Source organism: Leifsonia xyli subsp. xyli str. CTCB07 (genome assembly GCF_000007665.1).
In the GTDB taxonomy this organism is placed as follows: Bacteria; Actinomycetota; Actinomycetes; order Actinomycetales; family Microbacteriaceae; genus Leifsonia; species Leifsonia xyli_C.
In genome coordinates this window covers 394,728-415,234 of record NC_006087.1, presented here as the reverse complement: position 1 = coordinate 415,234, position 20,507 = coordinate 394,728, and the positions used below count along the sequence as shown (strand labels likewise).

Genomic DNA, 20,507 nt, shown 5'->3' with positions numbered 1-20,507 from the left:
GAAAATGGCGCTGGACCTGCTTGTGCTCGTTCGTGACGGCAAAGTCGCGGGCGTGAAGCTCGACGCTCGTGTGGCGACGGGCGATCTGAGCGACTGTTACAAGCTGTACTTCGACCCCGATGGCGTCGGCCGCCCACGCTTCCGCCTGGTTTACCGGTACACCCCGGACGAGATTGCGGCCGTCGCCATCGAAGCTGTCGCCGTCGGCAGGCGGGCGAACCTCGACGCATACACGCGCACCATGACCAACCGGAGCCGAGACACCGACAGCCGCTGACAACGCACCCATGACCGGATCGAGCCACTCGGACACCGCTTCACACTCGCGGAAGCGGTTGACCCACTGAGTGAGCGCGCAACGCGAGCACTCGCAGCGCATCGGCCGCGACAGATATCACGGTCTATCCAGCGAGACCGAGGAATACAAACAGAACTCGTTCTACCCCAACAAGCTGGGCGGCAGTGAGACATCCGACACGATCCTGCACGTCGTCTCGACGCACTGTGGCGAGTTTGTCGATCATGATCTGACTGTCTCGAACGAGCCCCGAAAGCTCGGACGCCGAAAAAGGCACTCTGAGCGAAGGCGCATCAAGAACGGTGCTCGTGACCGGCAGCACAGTCACCGAGTCGGTCGCGTCGTAACGGTCGTCCTGGATGATCAGCGCCAGGCGGGGTTGAGACGTGTAAACGCCTCCGGCGACCGTCCAGATGTCACCGTGATTCACTCATCGTCCCATGTCACCGAGACGGCCTCGATGAAGGCCTGGTCGTCGGCTTGCCGGTCAGCCGCTGCAACGACGGAAGACTGACGATGAGCTTCGTTTACGAAACTCTCAGTTCGCACGTCAGGCACCCACAACTGCACCGGACGGTAGCCGCTTTCGCGCATCCGATGACGATAGTCACTCACTCGCTCTCAAACGGCCATGTCGCAATTGTTACATGTGACACCTTCGGCTGCGAAGAGTTCCCCCGCGTTGCTGTCACGGTAGCTGTCAACGCAGAAAACGGTCAAGCGGCCCGCTTTCGCAGGCCGCTTGACCGTTTTCACACGCTGGAGCCGCCCGAGGGAATCGAACCCTCGACCTTCTCATTACGAGTGAGATGCTCTGCCGACTGAGCTAGGGCGGCGTGGCCGGAATGCGCTGCCGGACACACTGAGACAGCTTACCCGATCCCGAGAGGCCCTCTCGACAACGAGGGCGGGCGTCCGGGGGTCAGCGGGGCTGCGTCCCGAGCGTCTGCACCTGCTCGAAAGAGCTGCGGAGCCGGACGCTGAGCGGTTCGACGCCACCGAGGTCGATCCAGCAGGACCAGGCGTGCCGCTATACCGGCGAACGCGACGTACGTCACGAGACGCGCTCGCTGGTTCAAGGCCTCGGGGCCGGCGGCGAGGGCAAGGTCGTCGCAGGAGAGACGCCGCTGCACGACCACGCTGAGCACGTCCTCGAATTGATGCATGCTGGCCAGGCGCTGAGCGAACAGCTCGGGGTTGTCCTTCAGGAGAGCGCGACGCCGGATATGCAGCTCCTGCACGCTCGCGGACATCGCACCGGGGAGCGCGGGATCGCCCAGCTCGCCGGTGGTGATCGCCGCGATCAGCAGCTGGCCAATGCCCTCCAGAAGGGACTCCTCCGGCCCGGCGGCGACGAACCGGTCGATGCTCGCCTCGTCAGGGAGTTCCGGGAGCTCGCCGACGATCGCGGGCTCCTTCGACGGAAAATAGTTGAAGAAGGTGCGCGGCGAGACGTTCGCCGCGTGGCTTATCTCGTCCACGGTAACGCGGTCGAACCCTCGTTCGCTAGCAAGCTGGATGGCGGCGAGCTGGATGGCACGGCGGGTGGCGATGCGCTTGTGCTCGCGGAGGCCGAGCTCACCCTCTACGACGGGTTCGGGGGCGGCGGTCACAGAGATGATTATTTCATTCTCTGTAAAATTGCACCACTCACCTTGGAGCGCATGAAAAATGCCTCAGCAGGTTTTACCGTTGGCGGGCAGCAAACCGTTCACGAGGTAGGAGTCCACGGTGTCGTTCACACAGGAGTTGGACTTGTTGTAGGCCGTGTGCCCCTCGCCCTTGTAGGTCAGCAGACGCCCGTTCTCCAGCTGGCCGGCGAGGCTCTTCGCCCAGACATACGGGGTGGCCGGGTCGTTGGTGGTGCCGACGACCAGGATGGGCGCCGAGCCTTTCGCGGCGATCGGGCCGCGCTCGACAACAGGCTTGTACGGCCAGTTCGCGCAACCGATGTCGCCGTAGGACATATAGGGGCCAATGACCGGCGCCGCCCGTGCGAGCTCCGCGGCTTGCGCACGCATTCTGGCGGGATCGGCGTCGTAGACGTAGTCCAGGCAGTTGATCGCCGAGAACGCCTCGGTGGAATTGCCGCTATACGTGCCGTCCTTGCTCCGGTTGTTGTAGGCGTCGGCCAGGGTGAACGCGACCGCCGCGCTGCCCTTCATCACCGACTCGAACATCTTGCTCAGGTACGACCACGCGGTCGCATTGTAGAGCGGGTAGATGATCGCGGTCACCAGGGCGTTGGCACCCAGCATCCGCCCGTCGCCATTGCAGATCGGACTCTTCTCGACAGAGGCGAGCAGATCGGAGACGGTCTGCATCCCCTCCTCCGCCGTGCCGGTGAACGGGCAGCCCCTCTGCGTCAGACAGTCTTTGAGATAGGCGCGCAGCGCACTCTCGAAACCCTCGGCCTGCACCTTCGTCACATCGAAGTTCGAGACCGCAGGATCGAGCGCTCCGTCGAGCACGAGCCGGCCGGTCTTGCCCGGATAGAGACCGGCGTAGACCGCGCCCAGGTAGGTGCCGTAAGAATAGCCAAAATAGTTGAGCTTCTTATCGCCCAGGGCGGCGCGCAGCAGATCCAGGTCGCGTGCGGCGCTGACCGTGTCCACATGGTCGAGCAGCGCACCGGTGTTCTTCTCGCACGCCGCACCGAAGCTCTTCGAGAGAGCGATGTTCTCCGCGATCCACTGGTCCGAACCGCGCGTACCGGGCGTGATGCCATAGAGGTAATCGTCCATTTGGGCGGCGCCATAGCATTTGACCGCTGACGACCGGCCAACACCGCGGGGATCGAAGCCCACCACATCGAAAAGCTCCTGCAGGGTGGAATCGGCCGCGTGGTCCACCGAATCCTTCACGAAGTCGTAGCCGGAACCACCGGGCCCACCCGGGTTGACCAGCAGCGAGCCCTGTTTCGCGCCCTTCGCGGGCTTCCGGATGAGCGCGAGCTCGACCTCGCCCGCGCCCGGGTCGTTCCAGTCCAGCGGCGCCTTGGCTGTGGAGCACTGCATCCCGCTCGCGCAGCCCGACCAGGTCAGGCGCTGGCTGTAGAAGGGCTGCAACGCAGCAGGAACGCTCTCCGCCGCCGGCGTCGACGTCCGCGGTGCTCTCGCCGGCAGGAACCAGGTGACGCAGCCGCTCAGCGTAAGCGCGACGACCGCTGCGATGGCGACGAAGCTGGTGCGGGCGGCCCCCCGGCGGGACACACGGCCCGGTCGCGTGGTCACTGGTCGGTCCCCTTTCGCACGGCTTGGCCGCGAAGGATGGCGGTGAGCATGGCCTCGAGGGCCAGGGCGGGCGCGACGTTCGCGTCGATGCGCTGACGGGCGGTGGCGACCGCGTCCATAGCCGCGAGCGTAGCGGCCGGAGTCGTACGGGCGCTGAGCGTACCGAGCTCGCCACCCAGCTCGGTGTTCACGAGACCGATCCCGCCGTCGAGCTGGACCATCATCACGTCGCGGTACAGCGAGAGCAGATCGGTCAGGATGCGGTCGATCCCGTCACGCAGACTGCGCTTCGCACGGCGCTTCTGGTCCTCTTCGAGCTGACGCAGTTGCACACGCAACGCCGGAGAGATGGCCGCGCCGGGTTCGAGGCCGAGCGAGCGCAGAGCGTGCTCCCGCTCCTGCGCGTCGCGCTCCTCCGTGATCGCTTTGGCGTCCGCGCCGGCGATCTCCAGCATTTCCGCTGCGGCAAGCACAGCACCGGAAACCGAGCGGACCCCGAGGGCGAGTTGCAGCGTCCGCTCGCGCCGCTGCCGGGCTTCCGCGTTCGTCGCGAGCCGGTGCGCCATCCCAATGTGGCTCTGAGCGTGTCGGGCCGCGCGCTCGGCGGTCTCGGCGTCCACCCCGTCGCGCCGCCGGATGAGCTCGGCGACGTCCGCCACACCGGGTGCCTTCAGCCGCACCGTGCGGACGCGGGACCGGATCGTCGGCAGCAGATCGGCCTCGCTCGGAGCGCACAGGATCCAGACCGTGCGCTCCGGCGGCTCCTCCAGCGCCTTCAGCAGCACATTCGAGGTGCGTTCGGTCATCCGGTCGGCGTCCTCGATGATCATCACGCGGAACCGCGCGACCGAGGGCGCAAACTGTGAGCCAGAGACGAGCGAGCGCACCTCGTCGATCGAGATGATCACCCGCTCGGTGCTCAGAACGGTGAGATCGGGATGCGTCCTCGCCTCGACCTGCCGGCGCGCCGTCCGGTCGGCCTCCGGCGTCCCGGGGCTGAGCAGCGCAGTCGCGAAAGCGAACGCGAGATTCGACCGGCCCGACCCGGGCGGACCGGTAATCAGCCACGAGTGTGTCATGCCGGGGGCCGCCTGCTCGACGGCCCCGGGGGCAGTGACGCTCTCCGCGGCGGCGCGGACGACGGCGATGGCGTCGTCCTGCCCCATGAGTTCGTCCCAGACCGCCACATCCTCCAGACTAGGGCGACCGCGGACACCCACTCCGCCCTCAGACCCTGCCGTCGAGGCGACAGCGGATCTCTGCGGCGATCTCCTCGACCGGACGCGAGGCGTCCACGACCAGGAACCGCTGCGGCTCGGCGGCGAGCGCCAGATAGGCAGCCCGCACCCGCGCGTGGAACTCGGACCGCTCCGCCTCCAGCCGGTCATACCGTGTCCGGGCGCTGCCGAGGCGCGCCCGCGCGGTCGTCTCGTCGAGGTCGAGCAGGATAGTCAGATCCGGCAGCAGCCCCTCGGCGGCCCAGAGCGACAGCTCGCGGACCTCCCCCGCGTCCAGCACCCGGCCGGCGCCCTGGTAGGCGACGGAGGAGTCGAGGTAACGGTCCTGCAACACCACCTCCCCACGCTCCAGGGCCGGGCGGACAACCGTCGCGACATGGTGCGCGCGGTCCGCGGCGTACAGCAGCGCCTCGGCGCGCGGAGCGATGTCCCCGCGGCGGTGCAGAACAATCTCCCGGATCTCGGCCCCGAGGTCTGTGCCACCGGGCTCGCGGGTGCGGACGACCGCGCGGCCGAGCCCGAGCAGCCACCGCTCGAGCAGGGCGGCCTGTGTGGACTTCCCGACGCCGTCCCCGCCCTCGAGCGTGATGAACAGCCCGGGGCGGTTGGTGGGGACGCTCACTCCGCGTCCGCAGCGGTCGGCTCCGCAGCGGTGGATGCGGTGGTCTTGGCCGCAGCGGCGGCCTTCTTCGCCGCCGTGGTCTTCTCCGCGGTCGACGTGGCCGCTGCGCTCGTGGCCGCGGCCGTCTTCTTCGCAGCAGCCGGCTTCGCAGTCGTCTTCTTCGCGGCACTCGCGCGCGAGGCGGTCTTCTTCGCCGGGCCCTTGACGCGTTTATCGGCCAGCAGTTGCACGGCCCGCTCGAAGTCGACCTCGTCCACGGTCTCGCCACGCGGGATGGTCGCGTTCGTCTCGCCGTCGGTGACGTACGGACCGAACCGGCCGTCCTTCACCTTGATCGGTTTGCCGCTGACCGGGTCCGGATCGAATTCCTTGAGCGCGCTCGAGACACGCCGGTTGCCGTACTTCGGCTGGGCGAACAGGTCCAGCGCCCCCACGAGGTCGACAGCGAAGATATCGTCCTCTCCCGGCAGCGAGCGGGTGTCGGTCCCTTTCTTCAGATACGGCCCGTAACGGCCGTTCTGCGCCTGGATCTCGTCCCCGCTCTCCGGGTCCACACCGACGACACGTGGCAGATCGAGCAAACGGAGCGCGGTGTCCAGGTCGACGCTCGCCAGGTCCATCGATTTGAAGAGGGACGCCGTGCGCTGCTTCGGCGCCGCGGCCTTCTTCGCGGGCTTCCTGGCCTCGATCACCTCGCCGGTCCGCTGGTCGGCCTCGGGCTCTTCCGGATCGGCTTCGGTCACGTAGGGACCGAACCGGCCGTCTTTCGCGAGCACCAGCTTCCCGTTGGCCGGGTTGGTGCCCAGCACACGGTCGGTCTGGACGGGCGCTTCGATCAGCTCGCGCGCCTTGGCCGGGGTCAGCTCGTCCGGGGCCAGCTCCGGCGGGATGGTGACCCGGCGCGGCGACGTGCCCTCCGTCGCAGCCGGTTCGGTGAGCTCGAGGTAAGGACCGTACTTGCCGATGCGAAGCGTCACGCCGTCTTCGATCGCGATCGAGTTGATGCTGCGCGCGTCGATCTCACCGAGATTGTCGATGACCCGGCGCAGCCCCATGTGCTTGTCGCTGCCGAAGTAGAAGCTGTTCAGCCAGTCCACACGCGCCGCCACGCCGCCGGCGATGCGGTCGAGGTCGTCTTCCATCTCGGCCGTGAAGTCATACTGCACGAGGTCGCCGAAGTAGTCCTCCAGCAGGCGAACGACCGAGAACGCCACCCAGCTCGGCACGAGCGCCTGCCCGCGCTGGGTGACATAGCCGCGGTCGATGATCGTGGAGATGATGCTCGCGAACGTCGACGGACGCCCGATCCCGAGTTCCTCCAGCGACTTGACGAGGCTCGCCTCGGTGTAGCGCGGCGGCGGGGTGGTCTCGTGCCCGTCCGCTGCGACCTCCTGGACGGACAGCGTCTGGCCGGCCGTCAGCGGCGGGAGCTTGGACTCACCGGTGTCGGAGGCGTTGCGTTCCTCGTCCCGGCCTTCTTCGTAGGCGCCCAGGAACCCGCGGAAGGTGATCACGGTGCCGCTCTCGGTGAACTCGGCGACCGTCCCCTCGAGCTGCCCCTCCGCGATGGCGGCCTCGACGGTGACCGAAGCGGTCTGTCCCTTGGCGTCGGCCATCTGCGAGGCGACCGTGCGCTTCCAGATCAGGTCGTAGAGCCGCAGCTCCGGTCCGCGCAGCGACTTCTCCAGCTCGGCCGGCGTTCGGAACGTCTCACCCGACGGACGTATCGCCTCGTGGGCCTCCTGTGCGTTCTTGCTCTTGGAAGTGTAGACGCGTGGCTTCTCGGGGACCGTCTCGGGACCGTACAGCTTCGCCGCCTGTGCCCGTGCCGCGTTCGTCGCCTGCTGCGACAGCGAAGCGGAGTCGGTGCGCATATAGGTGATGTAGCCGTTCTCATAGAGCGACTGCGCGACGCTCATCGTCTGACGCGCCGAGAACCGCAGCTTCCGGGCGGCCTCCTGCTGCATCGTCGAGGTGGTGAACGGGGCTGCCGGACGCCGCGAGTACGGCTTCGAGTCGACCTTCGCGACCGACACGACCGTGCTCGGCTTCCGGACCGCCTCGGTGAGCTCCTGCGCGGCGACCTCGTCGAGGGTCCGAGCCCCGGAGGTCAATCGACCGTGGTCGTCGAAGTCGCGGCCGGTCGCGATCCGATCGCCGTCGACCCGCGCAAGGCGGGCCCCGAAGGACGGGGCCTCTTCGGGCGCAAGCTCGGCTGTCAGTCCCCAGTAGCTCGCCGCGACGAACGCCAGGCGCTCCCGTTCGCGGTCCACGACGAGCCGCGTCGCCGCGGACTGGACGCGGCCTGCCGACAGCCCGGGACCGACCTTCCGCCAGAGCACCGGCGACACCTCGTAGCCGTACAGGCGGTCCAAGATGCGCCGGGTCTCCTGGGCGTCGACGAGGGCCGTGTCGATCTGGCGTGTGTTGTCGCGCGCCTTCTCGATCGCCTCACGGGTGATCTCGTGGAACACCATCCGCTTGACGGGCACCTTCGGTTTGAGCACCTCGACCAGGTGCCAGGCGATGGCTTCCCCCTCGCGGTCCTCATCCGTGGCGAGCAGGAGCTCGTCGGCGTCCTTCAGCGCCCGCTTCAGGTCGGCGACCGTCTTCTTCTTCTGGTCGGACACGACGTAGTAGGGCTCGAACTCGTTCTCGACATCCACCGAGAACTTGCCGAGCGACCCCTTCTTCAGCTCCGGCGGCAGGTTCTTGGGCTCGATGAGGTCGCGAATGTGTCCGACCGAGGCCATGACCTCGTAGCCGTCGCCCAAATACTGCGCGATGGACTTCATCTTGTTCGGAGACTCGACGATGACGAGTTTCTTCGTGGCGGGCACCTTACTCCTCGCTAATATCTGTACGCACGATCGGTTTGACGAACGTGCGGTTGCGCCCCCCCCGAGCGCCGCTTCGATGGCGGCGAGCGCGGCCCACACGGCCCACACGGCCCAACAGGCAAACCATACACACCTCAGCCGCCAGTGTGCCTAATCCTCTCAACGGACGTTCGCCCTGGGCGCATCGCCCGAACCGCACCGGTCTTGCGGTCACGCAGCGAACGCGGACAATAAGGGTATGGCACCGACTTCGACGACGACGTACACCGCCAAGCTGCTAGACGGCCCCCTTGAGGGCAAGACCATCGCCATGACCTTCCTCGACGAGGACGGGCTCCGTCCCCGTCTGGAACTCCCCTCCACCACCGCGGGCAAGCGCTTCGTATACGTACGTGCCGCCAGCGCAGAGGTCGAGTTCGCTCCCGGCGACGCCCGTACGCCGCTTCCGAGCGCGGCGGCGTATCGATATGTGGAGACGGTGTTCGACTGAGCGATGCTCGACCTGTGCGGCCCGCGCAGCGGCTCATGGTGTGCCCGCCGGTCCCGCTCGAGCGGATGCGGAGGCCGTGATCCCGGCGTAACCCACCTGCACGGTGACAAGGGCGACGGCCTCCGTCATCGCACACGAACTCACCACCGCGCCATTCGCCCTCGCGACACTCCGGGCGACCTCACACGGTTCGCCCGGCAGCCGTCCAATGGCGATGTCCGGCGCCGCGAGCGCTGCCAGGTCCGCCGCGACGCCCGCCCGTCGCTGAGCCGCCAGCGCACCGCAGACCGCCATCACGAGCAGCCCGAGCACGACGACAGCCACGATCAGCAGAACAAAGACGGTGCCCGCTCCGCGATCCGAGGAGAGGAGGACAGCTGCACCCCGGGCCGGCGGCAAACCCGAAGGCGCACCACACCCCACAGCCGCTGCCACCTCCCCGCCGCGACTCGCACACTCATCGCCACCGGACACGAACCTCCTGCGTGAGCCCGGTGTCTCCGATGCCATCATGGCCCCTCGACCGCCGACTCATCCAGCGCACACGCCCTGGCGTTCACAGCGGGCCCGAGGCCGCCGAGTCCGATCGCGGCGACTGGGGCGGACATCCGCACGCACACCATCCCCTTTTCCCTCTCGGTCGTGCTCGTCTGTCCACCCGGCGGATCGGGAGGAACATCCCCGCGCCCGAGCAACCGGGCCGTCACGGCGGCCCGATCGGTCAGCACCGCCTGCTGTGCTACGGCCTGGACACCGGCGATGCACAACCCGAGCCCGACGATGACGGCGGGGAGCGCGGCTGCGAACTCTGCGGTCACGCTGCCGCGCTCGGCGCTAACCGGCCACCGTGAGCGCACGTCTCACCAGTTCGCTCAGGATGCCACGGACCTCGTCGCCCCGCAGCAGCACCAGCAGCAGCCCGGCGAAGCCCACCGCCGCCATGGTGGTGACCGCGTATTCGGCCGTGCTCGCGCCGCGTTCTTCGTTGATCAGCCTGTTCGTGAACTCCCGCATGGGTCCTCCTTCGTTGTCGATGACTCGATCCTCGCGGCGAAGGCTCGGGCGTGGTTCGAGTCGGGCGAATCTGTTGATAAGTCATCGGAGACCGATCACTGTGGATGAGATCATCGCGAGGATGACCGGCGCGACGCCAAGAACGAGAAACGCGGGGAGGACACAGACACCGAGCGGGAGCAACAGCCGCACAGCCAGCGTCGCCGCTCGCGCTCGTCCCTCGACGCGGGCGGAGCGCCGCTCCTGCCGAGATGCGGACGCCAGGAGATCGGCCACCGGCGCCCCCGCGCGTTCCTCGATACGGAGCACGCGGTCGAGCACATGATCGTCGCCGGTGTCCAGCCCCGCACGCTCCCGCACCTCGCCGATGAGCCGTCGCGCACCCGGCACGGAGAGACCGCCCGCAAGGGCAGCCCCCATCAGATCCAGTCCGATGCCTGCGACGGGGCCCGTCGCCGTCGCGGAGCGGACCAGCCGGGACATCCAGGCCCGCCCCGCGAACGTCAGCCCGACACCGGCGACGAGGAGCCCCCAGCCGATCAGCGAACCAGTGATCGCACCGAGGACGTCGATCCCGAGCCCGGCCGCCATGAGCAGCCCCACCAGGGGAAGGGCCGTCATCAGCCGTGAGGTCGCCCGGGGGCCGCTTAGCGCCGCTTCCACTTCACGCGCCGTCTCCGCGCGGTCGCGGAGCGAGGCTCCGGCGCCGCGGAGCACGGGCGAGAGCGCGGCTCCGGCGGCCTCGGCGACCTGCCAGGCCGCCGCGACTGTCCGAACGGCAGGGCCCGCCCGGACCGAGACGAGCGCGAGCGCGTCCCCCGGCCGCTCCCCCGCCGAGACCGCTCGCGCCACGCGGCCGATCGCGGGATGCGATGAGTCCTCCGCGAGATAGCCCCAAGCCGATTCCGGAGCCACCCCCGCCTCCAGCAGCACGCCCAGCGCCTCGACGGCCTCGGCAAGCGTGTCTTCCTCGAGGCCGGGCCGCCTCCGGCCGCGCTCAGTCATCCCGCACCACCCGCAGACGGCCGTCGCCGCCGAGCGCGAGCCGGCCGAACCCCGCCATTCGGCGCCGCCCACCCGAGCGTTCGACGTGGACGACCATCCCGATAGCGCTGACCGTCTGACGCGCCACTGCACGATCGTCCAGGCCCGCGAGCGCCCCAAGCGCCTCGAGCCGGGCCGGGATGTCCTCGATGGAGTTGGCATGCAGGGTTCCAGCTCCGCCGTCGTGTCCGGTGTTGAGCGCCGACAGGAGATCGCTGATCTCGGCGCCGCGGCACTCCCCCAGGACAAGCCGGTCCGGTCGCATCCGCAGTGCCTCGCGGACGAGGCGACGCAGGTCCACCCCACCCGCACCCTCCAGATTCGGCTGTCGCGACTGAAGGCCGACGACGTGCGGGGGCGGGATGCGAAGTTCGGCGACATCCTCGATCACGACGAGGCACTCGGTGGGCGGCGCGTGGGCGAGCGTCGCCGCGAGGAGGGTCGTCTTCCCCGCGCCGCCAGCAGCTCACGGTGGAGAACGTACGGTTGGCTCCGCGTGCGGGTGCGTGGGATGCGATCGTCTCGGCGGCGGGTGACTACTCGGTTGGGGATGCGGCGAAGATCCTGTCCCGTGCTGGGGTTCCCACGGGTCCGCAACGCTTGTTCGCCCAGTTGGAGGGGATCCGGTGGGTGTATCGCGGTGGGGATGGGAAGTGGCGCGCCTACGCGGAGCGGGTGGAGAAAGGCTACCTGGCGGAGAAGGCCCAGTTCCACCACCACCCCGCAACCGGGGACCTCGTGCTCGACGCCCCGCAGGTGCGGGGCACCGTGAAAGGCGTGGACCGGTTACGGCAGCGTCTCCATGTTGGGGCGCTTACGGCGGTAACCGCATGAACGGGCAGGAGTTGTTTGTGTGGGGGTGCGCGGTCTTCTCGGTGGTGTGCACGTTTATGAGGAAACGGCGGGCGAGGAAGAAGCCCGCCGAGACGAAAGGAAATGCGGCGTGAGCAAGATGGTTATCGCGGTGGAGGGTTTCATCGCCAACGAGCTCACGATGAGCGTGATCCCGAACGTCACCGGGTGGTGAACGTGACCGTCCCGCACACCCCGCGGAAGCGAGACGACGAGACCGGGCAATGGGTTGATGCCGGCCCCACCGTGTGGGCGATGACGGCGTTCTGGGACGAGTACGCCGACGCGGTGATCGGCTCCCCGTCCGCAAGGGCAGCCTCGTCACCCTCACCGGCACAAGTGTGGAACTGAAGGCGTGGGAAGCGAACGGGAAGTCCAGGATCAACCTCACCGTGACCAACCCGACCCTCGCCACCATCATCCAACGCCCCAAACACACCCCCGAGGCCACAGGAAACCCCGGCTGGGCCGCCACACCCACACCCGATCCCTGGGACAACGTTCCACCGGCCGACGACACCCCCTTCTAGGAGAACACCCCATGACCAACCCCACCACCCCGACCGCAGCCGAAACGTTGGACGGTGTTCGAGGCCTCATCCAGTCCGAGGCCCGATGGCAGCAGGAGCTATCGCTACGCCAGGGACTCTGCGCCGAATACATTGTGGAGCGCCTCCTGGTGTTAGATCGGTGCATCGCCGACCGCATCGCCTATCTCCGCACGAGCGCCGCCGAAACCAATCAGATCCTCAACGAAACCGGACACCCGGTGGAGAGCGTGGGCCGCGTTCGCCTCAATCCAGAAGTGCGGGCCGAGTTGATCGAGTTCGCGCGCACACGCATCCAGATGCGTCTGGGATGACGCGGGCGAGGTAGACACCACGACTCTCGCGAGCAACGTCGTCACGGCTCAGGAGTTCCTGTGGCTGTCCCTGCACTTGCCGGTGGACCTGTCCGACCTGTTCCGCGGGACAGCCGACGAGGAAACCCCCGCATGACCGACACCGACCCGCTCCTGGCAGCGGTCGAAACGCTCACGAAGCCAGTTGTCGGCATCGCTCAGAAGAACGAGAAGACCGGCCGGTGGGAGAGGGTCCATGAGGTGAGACAGGATCCACTGCTCACCCAAATGCGTGAAGCCGTGTGGCCGTCCGGTGAATCCAACGATGGCTCTGCACTATCCGCCTCAGAACGCATGCCCCTCGACTCACATATGCTCATTGAGTACGCGAAGATCGCAACCCAGATCACGTCATGGGCTGCCACAGCAGGGGTGAAACCATCACGGAACCCGATCACCGATCTGAACACCTGGTACCGGGCCGTTCACCGCGACCGCGACTTCGACCCCGGCTGGGCGATCCGACAGCTCAACGGGTGGGCACACCACATGCGACGCCTCCTCGCGAAACCCAAATCGTTCATCATCGAAGCCGCCTGCCCCATCTGCGGCACCACTCAATGGGGCGACCGCATCCACGGCGGCGGCATGTACCCCATCAAGATCGAGTATGTCCTCGACGAGGACGGGCGAACCCCGAAAGACCTCTCCGCGCTCTGCCAGTTCTGCAAGACCGTCTGGGACGGGAGGGACTCGGTGATGGAACTCCACGACGAACTGACCGAGAAGGGCAGCTTGAGCACCTGACCTCGCGACGACACGCTCATAGAGCAGGGGCAGCATGAACAAATCACAACCGGGTACTTCACCTGCTACACTGGGAACGCTCAGGTGAGCTCTGCCTACCACCACCCTGAAGCCCTAACCGGAAACGACGGAATGGTCCAGTCGGATCCGGTTCCAGATAATCAAGCCTCCACCCAACCTGGAGTGCTTCAACCTCCTGGGGAGGCTCACAAGACTGCGCGCCTAGCACGCCGTGAGGGGAACACCACAATGGCAACCTCACGCACGGGACTTGCCCCCTACCTCCACTGGAGGAAGAGAGTCCTAGCCGCCGGCCGGAGTCAAGGCGTCATGCACTGTTCTGTGTGGTCGGGCTCGATTACAAGATCACACGCAAACCGAACAGCGCCGAACCAGACCATATCATTCCTTGAGCAAACGGTGGGACGAACGCCCTCAGCAATGGTCGCGTCATCTGCCGACGCTGCAACCAGTTACGCGGAAACAAGATGCGTGACCCGCAACCACCAAAACCGCCTCAGAAGGTCATCACAACTCCGATCTGGTGACAAAGGGGGTACCCACCCCCTTCGGGCCCTCAGCCTCGTACCCCGGGGTATAGCGCGATCTCTCCCCGTTGTTTTTTCCACACCGCAGGAGGGTCTGGCGAGTGTGAGTGTCGACGCTCCAACTGATGGCCGGTGCGGGTTGCTGGTTGGTACCGGCGCTCCAATTTCTGTTAGCCAACCGAATCTGAACATCCAATCGGTCGTGTCAACCACGGCCATCTCCTTACGGTGTCAATGCCGGGTGAAGTCTTACCCCTTTTCGCCGTCTGAATCTTGACCCCCTTGGGGGTCAGTTTTTGTCGGCGCGGCCGATCAGGACGCACCGCAACGCCGCCCGAACCGTGTTCCGCGAGATACTCAGGCGCCGGACGATCTCCTTGATCGGCAAACCATCCGCCGAGTACAACCGGCGGATCTCCGCCCAATCTTCCACTTCGATCACCCTCCCAAGAGTGCCGAAGGGGTCAAGATTCAGACGGCACCAGGGGGTGATTATTCACTCGGCATCGACATACGGATCAGACCGGACCCCGCTCACCGTTTATCGGACAGACACCGGAGGAGGTGGCCAGCATGGCTCGACCGAATCTGCGTGCGGTGGAGGAGGGTGGAGGCCTCTGGTGCAAATCACGTCGGTTTTGCAGGCGGCTGAGCAGGGGTCTCGGCTGGATGAGCTGGTTCAGATGCGTTGGGTTATTGCTCGGGCTTTGGATAACGAGAACACGTCTCCTCGGGATCTTGCTGCGTTGTCTCGTCGGCAGATTGAGATCTCGAAAGAGGTTGAGGCGTTGAAGCGTAAGATGGTCGAGGAGGCTTCGGATGCCGCCGACGTCGCAGATGAAGCGTTCGACGCGGAAGCTCTCTGAGGTTGCTCGTCATGTTGTGGTTCCGTCTGGGATTGTTTCGACGGGTTGGCCGGCTGTTGAGGCTCGGATTCGTGATTTCGGTGACGAGTTCGATGTGTGGCAGCAGGGCGCGTCGAAGCTGATCCTGGCGAAGCGGGCGAATGGTGACTACGCGGCCACGATCGGCGGCATCACGCTCAGTATTCCTCGCCAGGTGGCGAAGACCTACATGGTCAGTCGCATCAACATTGTGGCGTTATGCACGATCTTCCCGAACCTGACTGTTCTGTGGACGGCTCACCGCACGCGAACTTCGACGAAGACCTTCGCGTCGTTGCGGGGGTTCGTTGGGCGCAAATCGGTTGCCCCGTTTGTGCGGAATGTTCGCGCGGTGAACGGTGAGCAGGAGATCGAGTTCACCAACGGGTCCGTGATCATGTTCGGAGCTCGTGAGCAGGGCTTCGGGCGTGGTTTCGACGAGGTCGACATCGAGGTGTTCGACGAGGCCCAGATCCTGACGGAGAAGGCGCTCGAGGATATGGTCGCGGCGACGAACCAGTCGCGGTTCCCTGCCGGAGCGCTGTTGTTCTTCATGGGTACGCCTCCGCGGCCGGTTGATCCGGGTGAGGCGTTCAAGCAACGTCGTCGTGAGGCGTTGTTGGGCGGGTCTGACGACGCCGTGTATATCGAGTGCTCGGCTGATACTGACGCTGACCCTGATGATCGGGAACAGTGGGAGATCGCGAACCCGTCGTACCCGCACCGGACACCATTGAAGTCGATGCTGCGCCTGCGGAAGAATCTTCCATCGGACGAGTCGTGGAAGCGTGAGGCTCTCGGAATTTGGGATACCGATCAGGTCGGGTCCCGATTCATCTCGGCGTCTCGGTGGGCGGATCTGGAGGGGATCCCGGATCCGGATGAGTCGCCGGCGTATGGTGTGGCGTTCTCGCAGGACGGGATGCGGATGTCCTTGGGTGGCGCGTTCAAGGGCGAGTCGGAGACCGTACATGTCGAACTATTGGACCGCCCTATGAGGGCGATGTCGAAGGCGGGCTGACTCCACTGGCTGATTGGTTCGTTGAGAAAAGCCTGGATGGCCGCCCGCGGTGGAAGCGTGCTCGGGCGATCGTTCTCTCGGGTTCAGCTGGTGCTGGCGTCTTGAGGCAGATGCTGCTGGACCGGAAAGTCAGTGCGCGGCGAATCGTGGTCGCCTCGACGCCTCAGTACTTGCAGGCGTGTGAGATGACCAGGAACGCGGCTACGGAGAAGACGATGACGCACCGTGCGGGTGGGCAGGGCCCGCTGGATGACGCTGTCGCAGTCTGTGACCGTGACCGTCTGTTAACGCCAAAGTAGAATGGACCCCGTAGCGCCGACTTGGAATGGACCCCCTGGCTCCAGGCTAGGAGGGTGATTTCAGTGGATACGTGGGCAGAGATCCGGCGGTTGCATCGGGCGGAGAAGATCCCGATCAAGCAGATCGCGCGTGATCTTGGTGTCGGGCGGAACACGGTTCGGCGGGCGTTGCGGGGCGAGGATCCTCCGGACCGGTCGCGGGGTCCACGGGGCTCGAAATTTGATCCATTCGTGCCGCAGATCAGAGCGCTGCTGGTGGAGTATCCGCGGATGCCGGCGTCGGTGATCGCGGAGCGGGTGGGATGGTCGTTCTCGTCGTCGTTGTTCCGTGACCGTGTCGCGGAACTGCGGCTGGACTATCTGGGTCTGGACCCGGCGGATCGGCTCTCTTATGCGGCGGGCGAGGTGATCCAGTGCGATCTCTGGTTCCCCGAGACGCGGGTGGCGGTCGGCGACGGGCAGGACCGGATCTTGCCTGTGCTCGTGATGTGTCCGGGTTCTCCCGTCGGATCGAGGCGGTCATGCTCCCGTCCAAGCAGGGCGACGACCTGACCTCGGGCATGTGGTCGCTGTTGCAGCGATTCGGTGGGGTTCCGCGCTCGTTGCTCTGGGACAGGGAAGCCGCGATCGGTGGTCTCGGGAAGCCCACCATCCTCGCGGCGACGTTCGCGGGAACGCTCGCGACGAGGATCAAGCTCGCGCCCGCACGAGATCCGGAGACCAAAGGTGTTGTCGAGCGCGCGAACAGATGACTTGGAGACCTCGTTCCTGCCGGGACGGATCTTTCAGAGCGTCGATGACTTCAACGAGCAGCTGACCGGATGGTTGGATACCCGCGCGAATCAGCGGAAGGTCCGCTCGATCGCGGCCCGCCCGACAGAGCTCGCGAACGTTGACACGGCGGGGATGCTGGCGCTGCCGGCGAAGCCATCCGCCGTTGGGCTCACCCACCGGGTCCGCCTCGCCCGCGACTATTACGTCCTCCTCGATGGGAACGACTACTCCGTCCCCGGTTCATTGGCCGGTTCGTCGATATTCGGGCGTCGCTGGACGAGGTCGAGATCACCAGCAACGGGCAACCCGCCGGCAGGCATCTCCGGTCGTTGCGGACAGGGCAAACGATCACGGCTCCCGAGCATGTCACACAGGCCGCGAAGCTCCGCGCTCACTACCAACGCCCGAAACCTTCCGGGGTCAGAGAACATCCAGATGGGCACCGCGTCCAGATTCGGGCGCTGTCGGACTACGACGCCCTGTTCGGCATCGACTTCACGACCACGACCACGACCGAATACGAGAAAGAAGCACGATGACCATCAAGAACAGCACGAGCGACGTTCCGATCCCGAAGACCAGCAAGCAGGTCTCCTCGAAGCTTGCCTATCTCGCCCGGGCGTTGAAGACGCCAACGATCGGGAGGGTTTGGGAAGACCTCGCCGGCCGAGCCAGAGACGAGAACTGGGCGCATGAGGAATACCTCGCCGCGGTCCTGGAACGCCAGCTCGCGGACCGGGAATCAGCGGGCACCACGATGCGAATCCGGACCGCGCACTTCCCCGCGATCAAAACCTTGGAGGACTTCAACCTCGACCACCTCCCGTCGCTGCGCAAGGATCTTCTCGCACACCTGGCGACATCGACGTTCGTCGTGAAAGCGGAGAACGTGATCCTCCTCGGCCCTCCCGGGATCGGGAAGACCCACCTCGCGATCGGTCTTGGCGTCAAGGCCACTCACTCCGGGCACAGTGTCTTGTTCGACACCGCGAACAACTGGATCGCCCGCCTCGCGGCCGCTCACCACCAGGGACAGCTCGAAGCCGAACTGAAGAAGATCCGCCGTTACAAGCTCATCATCATCGACGAGATCGGCTACATCCCCTTCGACACCGACTCCGCGAACCTGTTCTTCCAACTCGTCGCGTCCCGTTACGAACAGGGCTCGATCATGGTCACCAGCAACCTGCCGTTCAGCCGCTGGGGCGAGATCTTCGGAGACGACGTCGTCGCTTCAGCGATGATCGACCGCCTCGTCCACCACTCCGAAGTCCTCACCCTCAACGGAGACTCCTACCGCACCCACGGACGCCGCGACCTCATCAAACAGACCGACAAGAACTAAGCTCAACCAACGAAGAAGGGGTCCACCCCAAATCGGCGCAAAAGGGTCCATTCCAACTCGGCATCAACACCGTCGAGGCGGTTGGACATCCACCGCCCCCGGTGGTGATGAGACTCCGCTTGAGGCGGTCAGTTTGGCCCTGTGGGGTGCTCGAACGATGAAAGCGGAACGCAGTCACGCGGCGGTGTTCCGATGATCATGAAGGACGGTGAACGCCCGTGGCGCTGAGCAAAGCTAACGCCCTCGTGGCTCTCAAGACCGTTCTCGAGAACCAGAAGCTGAACGAGGCCACACGTCTCGAGCGGATTCACGCTGCCCTCGACGTGAGCCCGCACCGTCTGTTCCACCCCACAGTGCAGATTCCGGAAGATGCGCCGCCGCTGATGCGGGAACTCGCGCGCAAGTCGGAGACGAACTATCTGCCGCTTCTGGTGAAGACGTTCTCGCAGGTGATGAAGGTCGACGGCTACCAGACGGTCACCTCGGATGGGGCCGATGACACCTCGGACCCGTGGCTGTGGTGGCAGCGAAACCGGATGGATTCGCGGCAGACCGGTTTGACCCGGTCCGCGATCTCCTACGGAGCCGCGTACGCGACTGTCCTGCCGGGCATTTACGGGCGTGGGCAGCAGGGACCAGCGATTTCCCTGTACTCGCCACGCAAGATGACAGCCCTGTACCAGGATCCTGAGGCTGACGAGTGGCCCATGCTGGCTGTCGCGGTCGATGTTGCTGGTGATGGGAGCCGGATCTTCTCCCTGTTCGATGAGGAGTTCGTCTACCGGTTCGGTGACGAGATGAAGTCGCTGCAGGCGGTGGACGGCGCGGAGCTTGCGATCCCGTACGGGACTGGTTCGTTGCAGTACATCGACCAGAGCGAGCACGAACTCGGCATCCCCCGGTAATCCGGTACCGCGACCGTAACCTCCTCGCCGGCGAAGAGCAGTACGGAATCGTCGAACCGCTGATGCTCATCCAGGAGCGCATCAACGAGACCACGTTCGAGATGCTTGTCGCCCAGTATTTTCAGGCGTTCAAGCAGCGGTACGTGCTCGGTTGGGTGCCGAAGGACGAGTCGGAAGAGCTCAAGGCTGGTGCCGCACGGATCTGGTACCTCGAGGAAGACCCCGAAGAGGTCAAGATTGACGAACTCGACGGCGGAACGATCACCCCGTACATCGACGCCCGCAACTCAGCGATCCGGGACTTCGCGGCGATCGGCCAGGTACCTGCTCAGGCGCTTGGCATCGACGGTATCTCGAACATTTCTGACGCAACCCTCGCAGGGTTGGAGGCAGCGAAGAACCGCGAGGGTGGCGAGATCATGACCTCCCTCGGGGAGTCGCATGAGCAGCTCATGCGACTCTGTGCGCTCGTCGACGGCAATGAGGCTGCCGCGGACGACTACAACTCGGAGATCCGTTGGCGGAACTTCGAGGCGCGGTCGTTTTCGGAGACGGTTGCTGTTCTGGTGCAGCTTGCGGGTGGTCTCGGGATCCCCACGGATGCTCTGCTGTCCAACATCCCTGGGTTCACCAGGCAGCGGATCGAGCAGGTTGAGCAGATGATCCGAGCGCAGCGTTCCCGCACGGCTCTGGATCAGTTGGTGGCGCTCGGTCGAGGAGGTTCTTCGAATACCAACCCGGCAGTCAGTAGAGCAACTCCGAGCAGCTAACCAGGGCATCTCGAAACTGATCGTCCAAGATCGCGAGGGGTTCTGGTTGACGCTCAACCTGAACACCCCAGAGGCTGCCCGAGACGCTCTGCTGGGCTTTATGCCGCAGCTGACTACGAAGTACGGCGACATCGCCGCAACCGTGTCAGCTGATTGGTTTGACCAAGAGCGATCGCTTGAGCGTGTACCGGGTGTGTTTCGGGCCGATCTGGCACCGGTCGTGGCTGCGGATGCGGTGACAAAAACGGTCCGTTACGCGGCTGGTGGGCTCTTCACGGAAAACCTCACCAGTACTCTCGGCAACCTGAGTCTCGCAGCCGCGAAGTACGCGCTGCAGCCCGGCCGGAACACGATCACCCACAATGCGATTAGAGACAACGCTGGTTGGGCGCGCATCCCGACCGGGGCAAAGACGTGCGCTTTCTGCCTCGTCATGGCGTCTCGCGGGTTCGTGTACGGGTCGGCCTCAACTGCCGGCCAGCACGACAAATACCACGGGGACTGCGACTGTGTCGCCGTTCCAGGGTAGGCACAGCATCCGGCTGTGGAGGGCTATGACCCGTCGCACCTGTATTCGCAGTATCTCGACGCTCGTAAGGCGAGCGGTACCGGGGGTCTGCCCGACATCTCGTCCGAACTGCGCGAGCAGCAGGGCGTCAGTTAGACCAGCGCCGCCGCAACG

25 protein-coding genes, 1 tRNA gene and 3 pseudogenes are annotated in these 20,507 nt (G+C 65.6%); 15 read left to right on the top strand and 14 right to left on the bottom strand.

The genetic code is table 11. The features are described 5' to 3' along the window. Nucleotides 1-4: 4 nt before the first annotated feature. Nucleotides 5-277: a hypothetical protein gene (locus tag LXX_RS02030; protein ID WP_011185417.1), complete on the top strand. Its 273-nt coding sequence runs from the start codon at nucleotides 5-7 to the stop codon at nucleotides 275-277. Nucleotides 278-401: 124 nt separating this feature from the next. On the opposite strand, the gene LXX_RS02025 is transcribed toward LXX_RS02030, so the two are convergent. The 8 genes from LXX_RS02025 to topA all read right to left on the bottom strand — a co-directional run bounded on the left by LXX_RS02025 (nucleotide 402) and on the right by topA (nucleotide 8,231). Beyond that, nucleotides 402-728, bottom strand: a complete 327-nt coding sequence (locus LXX_RS02025) for a type II toxin-antitoxin system PemK/MazF family toxin (RefSeq protein WP_041767066.1) — start codon at nucleotides 726-728, stop codon at nucleotides 402-404. Continuing rightward, nucleotides 725-913 (bottom strand): antitoxin MazE family protein, encoded by a 189-nt coding sequence (locus LXX_RS02020; protein WP_041767064.1) that lies wholly within the window; start codon nucleotides 911-913, stop codon nucleotides 725-727. Before LXX_RS02020 ends, LXX_RS02025 begins: the two co-directional genes overlap by 4 nt. Before the next feature lie 145 nt (nucleotides 914-1,058). Beyond that, a tRNA-Thr gene (locus LXX_RS02015) sits at nucleotides 1,059-1,134 on the bottom strand. A 36-nt stretch (nucleotides 1,135-1,170) separates the two neighbouring features. Then, entirely contained in the window at nucleotides 1,171-1,911 is a 741-nt protein-coding gene (locus LXX_RS02010) for a TetR family transcriptional regulator (protein ID WP_011185415.1), read from the bottom strand. Nucleotides 1,912-1,974: 63 nt separating this feature from the next. Beyond that, nucleotides 1,975-3,531 carry an alpha/beta hydrolase gene (locus LXX_RS02005; RefSeq protein ID WP_011185414.1) on the bottom strand — a complete coding sequence of 519 codons (1,557 nt, stop codon included), beginning with the start codon at nucleotides 3,529-3,531 and terminating at the stop codon, nucleotides 1,975-1,977. After that, the gene (locus LXX_RS02000; protein ID WP_011185413.1) at nucleotides 3,528-4,718 is read right to left on the bottom strand and encodes a DNA polymerase III subunit delta'; all 1,191 of its coding nucleotides are present in this window, start codon (nucleotides 4,716-4,718) and stop codon (nucleotides 3,528-3,530) included. Before LXX_RS02000 ends, LXX_RS02005 begins: the two co-directional genes overlap by 4 nt. Before the next feature lie 40 nt (nucleotides 4,719-4,758). Next, nucleotides 4,759-5,391, bottom strand: a complete 633-nt coding sequence (tmk, locus tag LXX_RS01995) for a dTMP kinase (RefSeq protein ID WP_011185412.1) — start codon at nucleotides 5,389-5,391, stop codon at nucleotides 4,759-4,761. Next, nucleotides 5,388-8,231, bottom strand: a complete 2,844-nt coding sequence (gene topA / locus LXX_RS01990; protein WP_041767061.1) for a type I DNA topoisomerase — start codon at nucleotides 8,229-8,231, stop codon at nucleotides 5,388-5,390. The genes tmk and topA overlap by 4 nt, the downstream gene beginning before the upstream one ends. Before the next feature lie 238 nt (nucleotides 8,232-8,469). Between topA and LXX_RS01985 the strand changes: the two genes are divergently transcribed. Then, the gene (locus LXX_RS01985) at nucleotides 8,470-8,721 is read left to right on the top strand and encodes a hypothetical protein (protein ID WP_011185410.1); all 252 of its coding nucleotides are present in this window, start codon (nucleotides 8,470-8,472) and stop codon (nucleotides 8,719-8,721) included. 33 nt (nucleotides 8,722-8,754) lie between these two features. Here LXX_RS01985 and LXX_RS13310 read toward each other — a convergent pair whose 3' ends face one another. From LXX_RS13310 to LXX_RS01960, 5 genes and pseudogenes are all read right to left on the bottom strand, one after another. Next, nucleotides 8,755-9,120 carry an Rv3654c family TadE-like protein gene (locus LXX_RS13310; protein WP_068981852.1) on the bottom strand — a complete coding sequence of 122 codons (366 nt, stop codon included), beginning with the start codon at nucleotides 9,118-9,120 and terminating at the stop codon, nucleotides 8,755-8,757. A gap of 110 nt (nucleotides 9,121-9,230) precedes the next feature. Continuing rightward, nucleotides 9,231-9,539 (bottom strand): hypothetical protein, encoded by a 309-nt coding sequence (locus LXX_RS01975; RefSeq protein WP_011185408.1) that lies wholly within the window; start codon nucleotides 9,537-9,539, stop codon nucleotides 9,231-9,233. A gap of 16 nt (nucleotides 9,540-9,555) precedes the next feature. After that, nucleotides 9,556-9,735 (bottom strand): DUF4244 domain-containing protein, encoded by a 180-nt coding sequence (locus tag LXX_RS01970; protein ID WP_011185407.1) that lies wholly within the window; start codon nucleotides 9,733-9,735, stop codon nucleotides 9,556-9,558. 81 nt (nucleotides 9,736-9,816) lie between these two features. Then, nucleotides 9,817-10,740 carry a type II secretion system F family protein gene (locus LXX_RS01965; RefSeq protein ID WP_068981851.1) on the bottom strand — a complete coding sequence of 308 codons (924 nt, stop codon included), beginning with the start codon at nucleotides 10,738-10,740 and terminating at the stop codon, nucleotides 9,817-9,819. Further along, nucleotides 10,733-11,242, bottom strand: a pseudogene (locus tag LXX_RS01960) (ATPase, T2SS/T4P/T4SS family); the annotation flags it as partial. The gene LXX_RS01965 and the pseudogene LXX_RS01960, both read right to left, overlap by 8 nt. Before the next feature lie 23 nt (nucleotides 11,243-11,265). Here LXX_RS01960 and LXX_RS01955 point away from each other — a divergent pair. The 6 genes from LXX_RS01955 (at nucleotide 11,266) to LXX_RS01940 (ending at nucleotide 13,279) form a co-directional block, all read left to right on the top strand. Further along, complete coding sequence (locus LXX_RS01955) at nucleotides 11,266-11,613, top strand: phage antirepressor KilAC domain-containing protein (protein WP_218060904.1); 348 nt, start codon at nucleotides 11,266-11,268, stop codon at nucleotides 11,611-11,613. A gap of 19 nt (nucleotides 11,614-11,632) precedes the next feature. Further along, a complete protein-coding gene (locus LXX_RS14075; RefSeq protein WP_155806763.1) occupies nucleotides 11,633-11,806 on the top strand; it encodes a hypothetical protein in 174 nt (57 codons plus the stop codon). Next, nucleotides 11,800-11,982: a hypothetical protein gene (locus tag LXX_RS14070; RefSeq protein ID WP_155806761.1), complete on the top strand. Its 183-nt coding sequence runs from the start codon at nucleotides 11,800-11,802 to the stop codon at nucleotides 11,980-11,982. The genes LXX_RS14075 and LXX_RS14070 overlap by 7 nt, the downstream gene beginning before the upstream one ends. A gap of 41 nt (nucleotides 11,983-12,023) precedes the next feature. After that, nucleotides 12,024-12,161 carry a hypothetical protein gene (locus LXX_RS15205; protein WP_176714795.1) on the top strand — a complete coding sequence of 46 codons (138 nt, stop codon included), beginning with the start codon at nucleotides 12,024-12,026 and terminating at the stop codon, nucleotides 12,159-12,161. 11 nt (nucleotides 12,162-12,172) lie between these two features. Continuing rightward, on the top strand, nucleotides 12,173-12,493 hold the full coding sequence (locus LXX_RS14765) for a hypothetical protein (protein ID WP_041767048.1): 321 nt from the start codon (nucleotides 12,173-12,175) through the stop codon (nucleotides 12,491-12,493). 132 nt (nucleotides 12,494-12,625) lie between these two features. Next, on the top strand, nucleotides 12,626-13,279 hold the full coding sequence (locus LXX_RS01940; protein ID WP_011185403.1) for a DUF7341 domain-containing protein: 654 nt from the start codon (nucleotides 12,626-12,628) through the stop codon (nucleotides 13,277-13,279). An 873-nt stretch (nucleotides 13,280-14,152) separates the two neighbouring features. Here the strand turns inward: LXX_RS01940 and LXX_RS14065 are convergent. Continuing rightward, a pseudogene (locus LXX_RS14065) lies at nucleotides 14,153-14,269 on the bottom strand (helix-turn-helix domain-containing protein); the annotation flags it as partial. A 178-nt stretch (nucleotides 14,270-14,447) separates the two neighbouring features. On the opposite strand from LXX_RS14065, the gene LXX_RS01935 reads away from it, so the two are divergent. The 7 genes and pseudogenes from LXX_RS01935 to LXX_RS01900 all read left to right on the top strand — a co-directional run bounded on the left by LXX_RS01935 (nucleotide 14,448) and on the right by LXX_RS01900 (nucleotide 20,354). After that, nucleotides 14,448-14,693, top strand: coding sequence for a hypothetical protein (locus LXX_RS01935; RefSeq protein ID WP_218060903.1), 246 nt, complete (start codon nucleotides 14,448-14,450; stop codon nucleotides 14,691-14,693). Further along, entirely contained in the window at nucleotides 14,647-15,732 is a 1,086-nt protein-coding gene (locus tag LXX_RS01930) for a hypothetical protein (protein WP_011185402.1), read from the top strand. The genes LXX_RS01935 and LXX_RS01930 overlap by 47 nt, the downstream gene beginning before the upstream one ends. A 353-nt stretch (nucleotides 15,733-16,085) precedes the next feature. Then, a pseudogene (gene istA, locus LXX_RS16505) lies at nucleotides 16,086-17,344 on the top strand (IS21 family transposase). Next, a complete protein-coding gene (gene istB / locus LXX_RS01915) occupies nucleotides 17,341-18,150 on the top strand; it encodes an IS21-like element ISLxx1 family helper ATPase IstB (RefSeq protein WP_011185523.1) in 810 nt (269 codons plus the stop codon). The pseudogene istA and the gene istB overlap by 4 nt, the downstream one beginning before the upstream one ends. A 218-nt stretch (nucleotides 18,151-18,368) precedes the next feature. Continuing rightward, nucleotides 18,369-19,055 carry a phage portal protein gene (locus LXX_RS16090; RefSeq protein ID WP_011185401.1) on the top strand — a complete coding sequence of 229 codons (687 nt, stop codon included), beginning with the start codon at nucleotides 18,369-18,371 and terminating at the stop codon, nucleotides 19,053-19,055. Nucleotides 19,056-19,117: 62 nt separating this feature from the next. After that, nucleotides 19,118-19,825 (top strand): phage portal protein, encoded by a 708-nt coding sequence (locus LXX_RS16085; RefSeq protein ID WP_011185400.1) that lies wholly within the window; start codon nucleotides 19,118-19,120, stop codon nucleotides 19,823-19,825. A gap of 46 nt (nucleotides 19,826-19,871) precedes the next feature. Continuing rightward, nucleotides 19,872-20,354: a hypothetical protein gene (locus tag LXX_RS01900; protein WP_041767042.1), complete on the top strand. Its 483-nt coding sequence runs from the start codon at nucleotides 19,872-19,874 to the stop codon at nucleotides 20,352-20,354. Nucleotides 20,355-20,507: the final 153 nt, after the last annotated feature.

Excerpts from the sequence above, each read along its gene's own strand:
- LXX_RS01940 (WP_011185403.1), top strand. The coding sequence starts at position 12,626 with ATGACCGACACCGACCCGCTCCTGGCAGCGGTCGAAACGCTCACGAAG.
- istB (WP_011185523.1), top strand. The coding sequence starts at position 17,341 with ATGACCATCAAGAACAGCACGAGCGACGTTCCGATCCCGAAGACCAGC.
- LXX_RS01965 (WP_068981851.1), bottom strand. The coding sequence starts at position 10,740 with ATGACTGAGCGCGGCCGGAGGCGGCCCGGCCTCGAGGAAGACACGCTT.
- LXX_RS14765 (WP_041767048.1), top strand. The coding sequence starts at position 12,173 with ATGACCAACCCCACCACCCCGACCGCAGCCGAAACGTTGGACGGTGTT.
- LXX_RS16085 (WP_011185400.1), top strand. The coding sequence starts at position 19,118 with ATGCTCATCCAGGAGCGCATCAACGAGACCACGTTCGAGATGCTTGTC.
- LXX_RS02030 (WP_011185417.1), top strand. The coding sequence starts at position 5 with ATGGCGCTGGACCTGCTTGTGCTCGTTCGTGACGGCAAAGTCGCGGGC.
- LXX_RS01985 (WP_011185410.1), top strand. The coding sequence starts at position 8,470 with ATGGCACCGACTTCGACGACGACGTACACCGCCAAGCTGCTAGACGGC.
- LXX_RS01970 (WP_011185407.1), bottom strand. The coding sequence starts at position 9,735 with ATGCGGGAGTTCACGAACAGGCTGATCAACGAAGAACGCGGCGCGAGC.
- LXX_RS01930 (WP_011185402.1), top strand. The coding sequence starts at position 14,647 with ATGCCGCCGACGTCGCAGATGAAGCGTTCGACGCGGAAGCTCTCTGAG.